Annotated in this window: 6 protein-coding genes and 2 pseudogenes; 3 read left to right on the top strand and 5 right to left on the bottom strand. The window is 46.9% G+C overall.

Annotation, left to right across the window (positions count from 1 at the left end; all coding sequences use genetic code 11):
• Positions 1-9: 9 nt before the first annotated feature.
• Together A136_RS18760 and tadA are read left to right on the top strand one after the other, a co-directional pair.
• Positions 10-1,101 (top strand): annotated as a pseudogene (locus A136_RS18760) (hemolysin family protein); the annotation flags it as partial.
• A gap of 86 nt (positions 1,102-1,187) precedes the next feature.
• A pseudogene (gene tadA, locus A136_RS18755) lies at positions 1,188-1,792 on the top strand (tRNA adenosine(34) deaminase TadA).
• 61 nt (positions 1,793-1,853) lie between these two features.
• Here tadA and A136_RS23135 read toward each other — a convergent pair.
• Complete coding sequence (locus A136_RS23135) at positions 1,854-1,985, bottom strand: hypothetical protein (protein WP_017059878.1); 132 nt, start codon at positions 1,983-1,985, stop codon at positions 1,854-1,856.
• Between the two features lie 302 nt (positions 1,986-2,287).
• The gene (mltF, locus tag A136_RS18750; RefSeq protein WP_017063783.1) at positions 2,288-3,856 is read right to left on the bottom strand and encodes a membrane-bound lytic murein transglycosylase MltF; all 1,569 of its coding nucleotides are present in this window, start codon (positions 3,854-3,856) and stop codon (positions 2,288-2,290) included.
• A 329-nt stretch (positions 3,857-4,185) separates the two neighbouring features.
• Between mltF and purL the strand changes: the two genes are divergently transcribed.
• Positions 4,186-8,094, top strand: coding sequence for a phosphoribosylformylglycinamidine synthase (gene purL / locus A136_RS18745; protein ID WP_017059881.1), 3,909 nt, complete (start codon positions 4,186-4,188; stop codon positions 8,092-8,094).
• Between the two features lie 372 nt (positions 8,095-8,466).
• On the opposite strand, the gene A136_RS18740 is transcribed toward purL, so the two are convergent.
• The 3 genes from A136_RS18740 to A136_RS18730 form a co-directional block, all read right to left on the bottom strand.
• Positions 8,467-11,571 carry an efflux RND transporter permease subunit gene (locus A136_RS18740; RefSeq protein ID WP_017063782.1) on the bottom strand — a complete coding sequence of 1,035 codons (3,105 nt, stop codon included), beginning with the start codon at positions 11,569-11,571 and terminating at the stop codon, positions 8,467-8,469.
• Entirely contained in the window at positions 11,568-12,890 is a 1,323-nt protein-coding gene (locus tag A136_RS18735) for an efflux RND transporter periplasmic adaptor subunit (RefSeq protein ID WP_032545691.1), read from the bottom strand. The genes A136_RS18740 and A136_RS18735 overlap by 4 nt, the downstream gene beginning before the upstream one ends.
• Before the next feature lie 124 nt (positions 12,891-13,014).
• Positions 13,015-13,365: an EF-hand domain-containing protein gene (locus A136_RS18730; protein WP_017059884.1), complete on the bottom strand. Its 351-nt coding sequence runs from the start codon at positions 13,363-13,365 to the stop codon at positions 13,015-13,017.
• Between the last annotated feature and the right edge of the window lie 243 nt (positions 13,366-13,608).

Below are 13,608 nucleotides of genomic sequence, written 5' to 3'. Positions count from 1 at the left end.
AAGTGGTGACTACTCAGCGGGATTGTGGGTGAGGCGACGCTATCGGCTCCACTAGCCGTTCAACTTGAACTGTGGGGACTAGACCCAACACAAGCGAACATCTTGTCTACTGCGGTTGTGGTGGTAGGTATTACTTATTTCGCTATCGTTGTCGGTGAGTTGGTACCAAAGCGTTTTGCTCAGTCTCAAGCTGAAAACATTGCTGTGTTAGTCGCGCTGCCAATCTTCTGGTTATCTAAAATCGCGACGCCGTTTGTGTTTGCGTTGTCGGCTTCAACGGAAGGTATTCTTAAGTTGATGGGCCGAGGCGGTGAAGAAGATAGCGTTACCGAAGATGATATCCATGCACTTGTGAAAGAGGGCTCAGAATCGGGTGTGATTGAACGCGGCGAACAAGAGATGATTCGTAATATCTTGCAGCTTGATGATCGTCTTGTGAGCTCATTGATGACTCCGCGTCGAGACATCGACTTTCTGGATGTCGACCAACCCGTTGAGCAGATATTAAAGAAACTGCGTTCATCAAAACACAGTGTGTTTCCATTGTGCCAAGATCACCTCAATAAAGTGGTGGGTACAGTGTCAGCCAAAGCCTTGCTGAATCAGGCGGGCAATCTAAGCATTCAAGTGATCATGGGGCTGTCTCGCTCGCCGATCTATGTTCCAGAATCGATGAAAGCTCTGCGCCTACTTGGCTACTTTAAAGAGTCGGGTACCGAGATGGCATTCATTGTCGACGAGTATGGCGATGTTCAAGGTCTTGTGACTCATTACGATATTCTTGAGGCGATTGCTGGCGAGCTATCGAATAATCCGAACGATCTTTGGACCGAGCAAGTGGAAGACGGTTTGTTGGTGGATGGATTGATTCCTATCAGTGAACTGAAGAACCGTTTAGAGCTATCGGATTTTGAGGGCGAAAGCGAGAGCTTCCAAACGTTGAATGGCCTTGTGACTTGGTTAATAGGGCGCTTACCGGATGCAGGCGAAGTTGTTCAATACCAGCAGTGGCAGTTTGAAATTATCTCTGTTGAGAATAACCGTATTGTGAGCATCAAAGCGACGCCAATAGCCGGTGACACAGAAGACGCTAATAGCTAACAGTTCGACCAACCAGCAAGCGGCAATGGTTCATTGTCTGTTGTTGTCTATTACCTCTTTATTGTTCATTATCTCTAAGATTAGGTATGCTTCACCGCATACCTATTTTCGTTTTTATCCTTTGTTTCTGGAGTTCCCTTTGTCAGACCATCAATTCACCCCTCAAGATGAAATCTTCATGCGACGCGCCATCGAGGTGGCTACGCAAGCAGAGAGCGAGGGAGAGGTTCCTGTTGGTGCAGTATTAGTAAAAGATGGGGAGATTATCTCTGAAGGATGGAACCGTTCGATTGGCAGCCACGATGCTACGGCACACGCAGAAATTGAAACCTTGCGTAAAGCCGGTCAAACCTTAGAAAACTATCGGCTACTCGATACCACTTTATACGTTACGCTAGAGCCTTGCCCAATGTGCGCAGGTGCCTTGCTACACAGCCGAGTAAAGCGCATTGTGTTTGGTGCTCCAGACTTAAAAGCAGGCGCTGCAGGTACAGTGTTGAATTTGTTTGAAAGCCAGGCCTCATACCACTATGCCGACGTTGAACATGGTTTGTTAGAGGAAGAGTGCCGTGAGCAATTACAAGCGTTTTTCAAGCGTCGTAGAAAAGAGATAAAAGAGAAGCGAAAGCAAGAACGTCTGTTGGAAGAGCAGCGTTTAGAAGCAGAGATGAAGGCTGGCAATAAGAAATAGCAGCGTACTTTCGGCACTCTCTATCGCAAGAGTGCCAAGCAAACTGACTGAGTAACTACATTTACTCAGCAATCATCTGCATGAAAGCGCGATTGCGCCAAATGATCTTCTTCTTATTATTTGAAAGCATACGCTTACGACGGTTTGCAGCAACGGTCTTATCAAGGCGTTTCGATTTCAGTTTCTTCATCATTTCAATGATTTCCTATTTGTCGTCTGACTTTTTAGTTTGGACTAACGATTTAATTATAGTGTTATTCGTTTATTTGGCCTGTCGCGCGCTTGGCTTACCCAGAAGAGCAGTTCTAGCGAAAACCCAGCACGGAAGTGCAACAGAGCATAATCTTGATTATGGTGTGCCGTTATAAAGTTCGATTGTTACTGCAATATGACACATCGATTTTCACGGCCTTTTGTCGAGCTTATTCTTTTATGCGCAGTTATAAAAAGCACAATAAAAAAGAGCAATGCTTAATGGCATTGCTCTTTTAGTTTCTATTGCGAAGATTCTGAACTGCTTACTGTCGATTCAGCAGCGCTAATGCTTGATTCAGCACTAGAAGTCTCTAAAGGTGGGATGACAATCAAACCCTCAAGACTCTCTTCTTGTTCTTTATTACGCTTATTTACATGGCCGATGATGCTTTGGTAATAACGGCGAATGTTCTCAACGTAATTTCTAGCTTCATCACCACGCGCATAGCCGTAGCGAGTTTGGCTGTAGTACTTCTTCTGTCTTAACAGAGGCAGTCTGTCTTTCACATCGCCCCAAGCATCGGGATCGCCACCTTGTGCCTTCGTGAGGCGACGCGCGTCCATCATGTGCCCGTAACCGACATTGTATGAAGCAAGTGCAAACCAGATCTTTTCGTGTTGAGTGATTGAATCTGGTACTCGGTTCACGATACGACGCAGGTACTCAACACCGCCTTGTACCGACTGGTTCGGGTCGAGACGGTTGGTTACCCCAACACTCTTCGCGGTGGGCAGTGTCAACATCATCATGCCACGAACACCCGTTGGTGAGCGCGCAACAGGGTTCCAGTGTGATTCTTGGTAGGCCAAAGCGGCAATCAAGCGCCAATCAAATTCTTGAGAGTACCTTTGAAATAGCGGCGACCATTTTGGCAACTTGCTGTCCAGTGCGCGGATAAAGGCACGAGTATCAACGTAGTCAAAAGTGCCGATGTGGCCGATGTATTTCTCTTCTAGTGAAGCCAGTTCACCAGACTGTTTTAGGTTACCGAAGAACTCAATCAACAGAGCATAAAGGCTTTCATCTTCAGACTTCTGCAAATACCAAGAGATAGGTTGGTCTTCTGTCAGCTCAAATGCCAAGGCAACATCTGGGTACAAACGTTGCGCCAGTGATAGCTCGATAGAGTCGGCCACTGTGAATAAACGTTCGCCTGTTGATACTTCTTTTAGCAGGTCATTGATGTCTGCATTGCCAACCGCGTCATAGATGAAGTCATCGTGCGTTTTCTGCAGCAGTTTGAGTGTTGGTTCAAAGTGCGAGTCTTTCACCACAACCAAAGAGGGCGTCAGCGTCTCGCTTGATACCGCAGCTTCTGATTCAGCTTGTGCTTTTACAAACTCAGCCTGACGCTCATTCTCAAAATTGATCAATTGCTCAAGGTTTCTTGGGCGCCATTGGCCCTTTTTGTACACGACCTGTTGGCTTACATAGTAATAAGCAGGCGCGGCGCGGTAAGCGCGTGTCAGTTTGTTATTTTGCGTTAAGCCGGTCGCGATAAGGTCGATCTCGCCTTTCTTCAACGCAGGGAATAAGCCTGACAAACGGTAAGCGGGTTTAACCTCAAGCTTTACACCAAGCTCCTGCGCAAATTCACGAGCTAATTCGTAATCCAAGCCAGCAGGACCATCAGGACCGATGTAATAAGAGAGTTGGTTATTTAGGGTGCCGACACGAAGAACGCCACGATCTCGTATCTGCTCAAGGACACTTTTAGGTTCAGATTCAATCTGGCATCCAGCCAACCCAAATAGGGCGATGGCGAGCAGAAGGAACTTAGACGAAAAGATGAGCGTAAATTTAGGCATCAAAATGAAATCTCGAAAAGTGGAAGCTCCTTTATACCAAACCCCGCAAGGCTGGCAAAGCAGGTTTAATTAAACAGTTGTAAAAGTGGTGATAAATGCAGCAAAAGTACCATTTACGCAGAAAGATAAAAAAAATCACGCAAACGGTTGCTTTTGGTGTTACGTCACAAAAAGAAATGCTTTATAATGCGCTCGCATTGAAGAGGTGGGATCGGCATAGGTTTTTAAACCTTCGGGAATAGCTTCGAAGAAAACAGTTAGGTTTTTCCTTTAACCCACTGAATTTATTCCAATACTACCTTAATCAACTGCATAAGAGACGTAAGCACATGAGAATTTTGCGTGGCTCCCCAGCTCTATCTGAGTTTCGTGTTAACAAGCTTTTAGAGCTTTGTCGTGAATTAAGCTTACCTGTAACAGGTATTTACGCTGAGTTTGCCCACTTTGCTGATCTAACGGCAGACCTAGATGAGTCTGAAGTTGAGAAGCTAGAAAAGCTACTGACTTACGGTCCAACGATTGAAGAGCATGAACCTGAAGGTTTACTGCTGCTTGCAACGCCACGCCCAGGCACTATCTCGCCTTGGTCTTCAAAATCAACAGATATCGCACACAACTGCGGACTGGCTAAAGTGTCACGTCTAGAGCGCGGTACTGCTTTCTACATTGAAACCTCTGCTGAACTTTCTGAACTTCAACTTGTTGAGCTGAAAGCAATCCTGCACGACCGTATGATGGAAGTGGTTTTCACTGACTTCGAATCAGCGGCGGCACTATTTACCGTTGCTGAGCCTGCTCCTTATGCGGAAGTTGACCTACTAACTGGTGGACGTAAAGCGCTTGAAAAAGCAAACGTTACCCTAGGTCTTGCACTTGCAGAAGATGAGATTGATTACCTTCTTGAAAGCTTCACTGAGAAGCTAGGTCGTAACCCGACTGACATCGAACTAATGATGTTTGCACAAGCGAACTCAGAGCACTGTCGTCATAAGATCTTTAACGCTGATTGGACTATCGATGGCGTTAAGCAAGAAAAATCATTGTTCAAGATGATTAAGAACACCTTTGAAACGACACCAGAACATGTTCTGTCTGCTTATAAAGATAACGCAGCGGTAATGACAGGTTCTGAAGTTGGTCGTTTCTTCCCAGATCCAGAAACTCGCCAGTACAGCTACCACCAAGAAAAAACACACATCTTGATGAAAGTTGAAACGCACAACCACCCAACGGCAATCTCACCGTGGCCAGGCGCATCGACAGGTTCAGGCGGTGAAATCCGTGATGAAGGCGCAACCGGTATTGGTGGTAAGCCAAAAGCGGGTCTTGTTGCTTTCTCTGTATCTAACCTTAAGATCCCGAACTTCGTTCAACCTTGGGAAACTGACTTTGGTAAGCCAAGCCGTATCGTTACTGCTCTGGATATCATGCTTGAAGGTCCTCTTGGTGGCGCGGCATTCAACAACGAATTTGGTCGTCCAAACCTACTTGGCTACTTCCGTACTTACGAAGAGAAAGTAAACTCTCACGCAGGTGAAGAAGTGCGTGGTTACCACAAACCAATCATGCTAGCTGGTGGTCTTGGCAACATCCGTGATGAGCACGTTCAGAAGAAAGAGATCCCGGTAGGTGCAAGCCTAATCGTTCTAGGTGGTCCTGCGATGAACATCGGCCTTGGCGGCGGTGCGGCATCTTCAATGGATTCTGGTTCTTCTTCTGAAGATCTTGATTTCGCTTCTGTACAACGTGAAAACCCAGAGATGGAGCGTCGTTGTCAGGAAGTTATCGACCGTTGTTGGCAGCTTGGTGATGCGAACCCAATCGCATTTATCCACGATGTGGGCGCGGGCGGTATCTCGAATGCTCTTCCTGAGCTAGTCGACGATGGCGAGCGTGGCGGTATCTTTAATCTACGTGACGTGCCAAACGATGAGCCGGGCATGAGCCCACTTGAGATCTGGTGTAACGAATCTCAAGAGCGTTATGTAATGGCGGTTGCTGATAAAGACATGGCAACGTTCGACGCGATTTGTAAGCGTGAACGTGCACCGTACGCAGTGGTTGGTAAAGCAACTGAAGAACGTGATCTGAAATTAGAAGATTCACACTTCGACAACACGCCAATCGACATGCCAATGGACATCCTATTAGGTAAAACACCTAAGATGCACCGTGACGCGAAAACGCTAAAAGCTAACAACCCTGCGATTGACCGTTCTGGCATCGAGATGAACGAAGCGGTTGACCGTGTTCTTCGCTTGCCAACAGTCGCTGAGAAAACATTCCTTATCACCATCGGTGACCGCTCGGTAACAGGCCTTGTAGCTCGTGACCAAATGGTTGGTCCATGGCAGGTTCCTGTTGCTAACTGCGCAGTAACAGCGGCAAGCTACGACTCTTACCACGGTGAGGCTATGTCTCTTGGTGAGCGTACGCCAGTGGCACTTCTAGACTTCGGCGCATCGGCTCGTCTAGCGGTTGGTGAAGCAATTACTAACATCGCAGCGACCAACATTGGCGATATCAAACACATTAAACTGTCGGCTAACTGGATGTCTCCAGCAGGTCACCCAGGTGAAGATGCAGGTCTTTACGAAGCGGTTAAAGCGGTTGGTGAAGAACTATGTCCAGCTCTGGGTCTAACTATCCCAGTGGGTAAAGACTCAATGTCGATGAAGACTAAGTGGGAAGAGAATGGCGAGCAGAAAGAAGTAACGTCTCCGCTATCTCTTGTTATCACTGCGTTTGCACGTGTTGAAGATGTTCGTAAGACGATTACTCCTCAGCTTCGCACTGACAAAGGTAATACAAGCCTAGTTCTTATCGACCTAGGTAACGGCAAAAACCGTATGGGTGCAACAGCACTTGCACAGGTTTACAAGCAGCTTGGTGACAAGCCAGCAGACGTAGACAACGCAGCGCAACTAAAAGGTTTCTACGAAGGCGTTCAAGCACTTGTAGCGAACGACCAAGTTGTCGCTTACCACGATAAAGGCGATGGTGGTCTATTCGTAACGCTAGCAGAAATGGCATTCGCAGGTCACTGTGGTGTTAATGCAAACATTGAAGCGTTAGGTGAAGACACGCTAGCAGCACTGTTCAACGAAGAGCTAGGTGCAGTAATCCAAGTCCGTAACGACGACCTAGACGCAGTACTTTCTACTCTTGCAGCTAACGGTCTAGAAGCATGTTCTCATGTGATTGGCTGCGTTGTTGGTGAAGGGGAAGCATCAGATGAACTAGTGATTAAGTCTGGCGAGTCTGTAGTGATTGAACGTAACCGTACTGAACTACGTACTATCTGGGCTGAGACAACGCACAAGATGCAAGGTCTGCGTGATAACCCAGTATGTGCTGACCAAGAACATGAAGCGAAGAAAGACAACTCGGACCCAGGTCTGAACGTGAAACTGAGCTTTGACGTAAACGAAGACATCGCAGCACCGTTCATCAACACAGGTGCTAAGCCTAAGATGGCGATTCTACGTGAGCAGGGTGTTAACTCTCACGTTGAAATGGCAGCAGCATTCGACCGTGCAGGCTTCGAAGCAACTGATATTCACATGAGCGACATCCTAACAGGTCAAGCGGTACTAGAAGAATACAACGGCCTTGTGGCATGTGGTGGCTTCTCTTACGGTGATGTACTAGGTGCTGGTGAAGGTTGGGCGAAGTCGGTTTTGTTTAATGACTCTACTCGTGACCAGTTTGAAAACTTCTTCAAGCGTGAAGATACCTTCTCTCTAGGTGTGTGTAACGGTTGTCAGATGCTGTCGAATCTACGTGAACTTATCCCAGGTGCGGAGTACTGGCCACGTTTCGTTCGCAACGAATCTGAGCGCTTTGAAGCACGTTTCAGCCTAGTAGAAGTTCAGAAGTCAGATTCTGTATTCTTCAACGGCATGGAAGGTTCTCGTATGCCAATCGCTGTTTCTCACGGTGAAGGCCGCGTAGAAGTACGTGATAACGACCACCTAAACGCGATTGAAAACTCAGGTACGGTTGCTCTACGTTACGTTGATAACAACGGTAACCAAACGCAGCAATACCCGAATAACCCGAATGGTTCGCCAAACGCTATCACAGGTTTAACAACGACTGACGGCCGCGTGACAATTATGATGCCTCACCCAGAGCGTGTATTCCGTACGGTTGCAAACTCTTGGTCTCCGGAAGGTTGGGGCGAGAATGGCGCTTGGATGCGTATGTTCCAAAACGCACGTAAGAACGTGGGTTAATTGAAAACGATTTAAACAGTGTTATCGGGACAATAACCACAAGCGCAGATCGAAAGGTCTGCGCTTTTTTTGGTGGTGAGTGTGGTGTAGGGATCACCGTATAGTGGATGTGTGTATAACAAACTTTTGGACAGAAATGAGTTTTGGAAAATCAAACATTAGCAAATGACTAATAACTTCAGGTATGACAAATAACTAAACCTGATAGAAAAACTGCCACCAAAGAGCAAAAGACAAGACCTGACCCTATTGTTTTTTGTACGCAAAAAAACAGCAGTCAGTGATAGGGTTTAATCGCCAAATAAATTCTACGCAAACTACCATTTTCATGCCGGGCTAAATGACATGGTTCAGCATGCACTCCCAAGGGCCTCAAAGGGAAGATTGAGCACCTTCTGCCCATTTGGTCAGCTTTAAATCGTCCAAAATAAGCAGCACGCAAGGCACAACAATTGACGCTAGTAACGTAGCCGAGACTAAGCCAAACGCAATACTGGCAATTAACGGGATCAGAAATTGCGCTTGCGTACTGGTTTCGGTTAACAGTGGAAGCAATCCTGCAAATGTGGTTAACGAGGTGATAAATATCGCTCTAAATCGGTCACGTACCGCCTCTCGACAAGCGTCTATCAAGCGCTCGCCTTGGGCGATATTCTTCTTAATAAAATTGACCAACAGAATGTTATCGTTAACGACGATACCCGCTAAGGTAGCAAAGCCAACCAAGCTTGGAATAGTCAAATCGAACCCCATGCCCAAGTGCCCCCATACCACACCAATCCAGCCCATAGGGATTGCCAGCAGCACAGCAATCGGTTGAGTGTAGCTTTGTAACAGGAACACTAAAATAAGATAAATCCCCACCACGCCAAGAGCAAAGAAGGTCGCCAGCGAGGAGCCCGTATCTGAGCTTTCTTTATCCTGACCTTGCGAGGTGAAGGTGATGTCTGGGAATTTGTGTTGAGTTTGCGAGACAAATTCGCTATTGAACTGCAGCATGATTTCACGCGCATTGGCAACCCGCGTATCGATATTGCCTTGCACAACCACAGTGTTCATCCCATTAATGCGGTGAATTCGCGAGAAGGCTTGTTTTCTGTCAAACGTCGCAACACTTGATAATGGAACTAGGGTTCCATTGCCTGCCGTCACCATCAAGTTATTCAACTCATACAGGCTAGCTTGGTGCGTAAACTCATCCAGTCTCACACTAATATCCACCAGCTCGCCTTGTTGGAAAACCGTCAGATCAGTACTGCCTTTTACCGCGCTGCGCAGCGTTTGAGCAATGTTGGAAGCATTAACTCCCATCACGCCAGCTTCATCTTTAAGGTTAACGTGAAATTCGGTTCTGCCCTCACGCAGATCGGTGGAGAGGTTATAGACACCGTCAAATCCCTTCAACCATTTCACCAGCGAGCGGCTGACTTGATTGAGCTCTTGTAACGACTCACCCTGAACCCGAATATCAATGCCATTGCCAGCAATGCCCCGTTCTTTATCGGTAAACTTGAGTGAAACCACATCCGCCGTAGGGCCTACTTTTTGTTTCCAATCTTGGATCAGATCTTTAATGCTCTGCTGCCTAAATTGCGCTGGCAATAGATCGGCACTGACGGTTGCCATATGCGGCCCCGACTCATTAGCATCAGCATTTGAGTTGAACATGATCGTGGTGCTCGCGACCAAAGGTTTTGAGCTTGGGTATTTCTCTGCGTATTCTTGGTTGAGTTCATCAAGCGCGTTTGAAACCTTCTCCACCACCGCCTCTGTCTGGCTCAGTAAACTGCCTTGAGGGAGCAAGATACGCGCCTGCAGCACATCACTTTCCAAGGCAGGCATGGCTTTGAATTTCAGCCAACCTGACGAAATGGAAGCGGTTGAAATCATCACCACCATCACCAATATCCCTACTGAAAGATAAGGTGCATTCATCGCCTTGACACTCACTGGCACAAAGAATCTGTCTCTGATGTTTTCAAAACCGGCAATGAACTTGTCCCGTATAGGATTAGAGCGAGATTCAGTATGGCTATGTGCCAAATGAGACGGCAAGATCAAGAAAGCTTCTATCAGACTAACAAGCAAGGTAATCAATAACACGATGGGAATATAGCGTAGTACTTCGCCCATCTTGCCTGTGAGAAACATCAGCGGCCCTATCACCATGATGGTGGTAGCAAACGATGCAATCACACCTGGGAAGACTTGTTTGGTACCTTCAACTGCAGCGTCAAACGCGGGTAGCCCTTGTTGCCTCTTGGCAGCGATGTTTTCTGCAATGATCAACGAGTCGTCCATTAGCAGACCAATCGCGACAATCAGCCCGACCAGCGTCATCATATTCAGGGTATAACCGAGAAGTTGTATCGCAAAAATGGCGCCAAGGAATGAAACCGGCAGCCCCATGGTGACCCAAAAGCTAAAGCGAATATTAAAAAACGCCCACAACATCAAAAATGCCAGTGCTAATCCCTGTGCGCCATTGCTGGTGAGGATTCTCAGACGCTCAATAATATTAGTGCTGGAATCTTGGGTGATGGTTAAAGCGACGCCTTCAGGGGCTCTCGCCTGTTCTTTTTCAACGATGCTGACGATCGCATCTTTGACCGTTAAGGTATCTTGAAATTGCGTTTTGGACACCTGAAGCAAAGCGGCACGCTGACCATTGAACAGGATTTGATTTTCATCGCTAGTGAACTTCTGCTGAATAACGGCAACATCACCGAGGCGAACCTGAGTCCCCGTCTCACTGGATTTAATCACGATATTTTCGAAGTCTCTGACGTTGCTGCCTAAGTGGTCGAAGCGGACGCTGATCTCTTCCAAGTCATTACTAAATACGCCAGCAGGAGTGCTGATACTTTGCTGTTGTACTAGATTGGACAAGTCGGACACACTCAGGCCGTACTGCTGCAACTTCCACTGCGATACGCGAATTTCTATTTCTTGATCCGCAAAACCGCTCACGGTCACCTGAGCGATCAATGGGCTCTCTTTTAACTTGTGCTTAATTTGTTGGGCATAGAGATATAAGTCCCTATCTGACATATTGCCGGTAATCGCGACACTGGCCACCGTTGCCACTCGGTCCAGTTTCGACACCGTGATCTGCTCAACTCGATCCGGAAAATCACTGATGGCGTTAACCTGCTGTTGAATATCGCTGGTTAAAGTGTCAATGTCTTCATCATCGCCGATTTCCACATTGGCGATGACCAAACTCTCTCGGGCATCACAGCTTAACTCTTTAATTCCACTCAGCTTATCGAGAGAATCTTCCAACGGGTAACACACTTCTTCCATCATCTCAAAAGGTGACGCGCCCGGATAAACTATCCGAACCTCAATATTTTTGGTCGGCGTCAACGGAAAAGTGTCTTTCTGCAGTTTGGGCAAGGCAAAAGCCCCTAACAGCAGTACCGCCATCATCAGGACATTGGCGCCAGTGGTGTGCCGAGCAAAAAAAGCGATCATAATTTTCCCTCTTTCTGAATCGCGTTTAGGGCTTTAAATCCGCTCTGCGTATCCAACCAAAGGCCGATTTTCTCATCCGGTTGCGGTTGTAAAGCCATCCCCTCAACGGCGGGTGAAAGTTTACTTAGCACAACCACATCACCGAATTCCACGCCAGATTTGATCACCGCAACCTGCCCTTGGACGAAATCTATCCTGACAGGTTTGCTTTTCAGTTTACCTTCAGAGACAGTGTAAACTTTACCATCATGGATGGCGTTTATCGGTAGCAAGACTTGTTGCTCCATCATTGGTGCTTTAATCGTGACTTTAACGAAAGTCCCACGAATAAGTGGTGGCTTCTCCCCGGGAATGGCTTGCTGATAGGGCTGATTTACTTGTGCAACCAGGCTTTGGCTTTGAGTCTGAGCATCGATTTCACCGCCGGAGCGGCTGATCTCGGCAGGCCAAGTAATTACTTTATCGCCTGCTTGGAGCTCGACTGTCGCGCTCAAGTTGCTATGAACATCTTCGTCAAGCGAGTCAAAGCGATTGGAATTTCTTAGCGGACGCATTTTACCAAGCGGAAACTGCGCCCGAACCTCAACGGCATCGATGTCATCCGCTTTGAGCAGCAATTCCCCCTTGTTGACATACTCGGCGAGTCCAACCAAGGTTTCGACAATGCGAATATCAAATGGGGCTTTAATTACGGTTTGTTCGAGATCTCGGTTTGCAAGTGCTAGTTCCGTTTGCAAAACCTTTTGCTGCGCTTGATTAATTGCCAGTTGGTTTTTCTGTGTCTGGAGCTGTTGCTGGCTGCTGAGCAAGTCTTTGGTCGCGCGGTCTTTCTCTGTTTTGGAGATATGCCCGGTTTCACTCAATTTGATTGAGCGGGCATATTCTGACTGTTGTACCTCAAACTCTTTCTCTGCAATCTTGAGCGAATCGATAATGGTCTGATTCGTTAGCATTAGCACTTCAAGCTCAGCTTGCAAACGGGCAATAGTAAGTTGATAAGCGGTGGGGTCAATTCTAAGGAGTTCGCTGTCTTTGCGGATAATAGCGCCCGTTTTGTATTGCTCAGAAACCCACACAACCGCGCCGTCAAGTTCAGACTGTGCCTGCCAGTCTTGAACAGACTCGGTATGTCCATATCCGATGGCAGAAGGTTGGATATTTCGCGGCTCGACTTTCAACACCCGAACCACCTTTTTAGCAGCCGTATTACTCGCATTAGGCGGTTCAGCCTTCATCCCTGGTGCGATCACCAATAACGCGATGCCCAACAAAACAGGAGGAACAAACAGAGCCCTTTGTAACCAGCTATACCTAGTCATAGCGATTCCCTTACTATATATTAGCTTTTCCTTAAGCAAAAGGTAGCACACCAACATAAGCGGATTTGCTTCCTTGATCTCAAAATAAGTCAGGCCTCACAAATGGAGGCCTGATTGAATTGAGCTACTGATTGTTTTTGCCTTTGCCCATGGTATTTTTGGGGTTCACCATGCCTTGATGAGCATTAAACTCTTGTTGAGAGATAGCGCGATCCGCGTTGCTATCTAACGAAGCAAAACTGTGGCTTTGATTGATATTTTTCAACGTACGTCCCTCTTCTGCTCGCTGGGCAATACGTTCTGAGCGTGCTTGATTGAACTCGGCTTCGGTTATCTTGCCATCACCATCGAGATCAAACTGTGAAAATACTGGGCGTGACATATTGTTATTCATGCCTTTATTCATTCCACCAGCCATTGCTCCGAAGGCAATAACGATACCGAGTAACGCGATTATCGTGCTTTTGATTTTCATGACGTTTTCCTTCTCTTTGTTTCACTACTTAAGAATATACTAATGTAAGTAAGATAACGTCATGTGATGTAAAGGTATGTAAAGATGGCTAAGTAGATATCGATTTATGTTCTTATCGGTTTGTAAGCGCAGCGCAACAGAAATTATGAAACTTCTGCCGCTAGTACTCTGGTAAGAGTACAGGCATAGCTATGTCCAAATGGTTTTCAAATTATCCCAAACTTTCAGCCACCGAAACCGAAA

Origin of the sequence: Vibrio crassostreae 9ZC13 (assembly GCF_000272045.2) — a bacterium.
Classification (GTDB): domain Bacteria; phylum Pseudomonadota; class Gammaproteobacteria; order Enterobacterales; family Vibrionaceae; genus Vibrio; species Vibrio crassostreae_C.
This window is presented reverse-complemented; position numbering and strand designations above follow the sequence as displayed.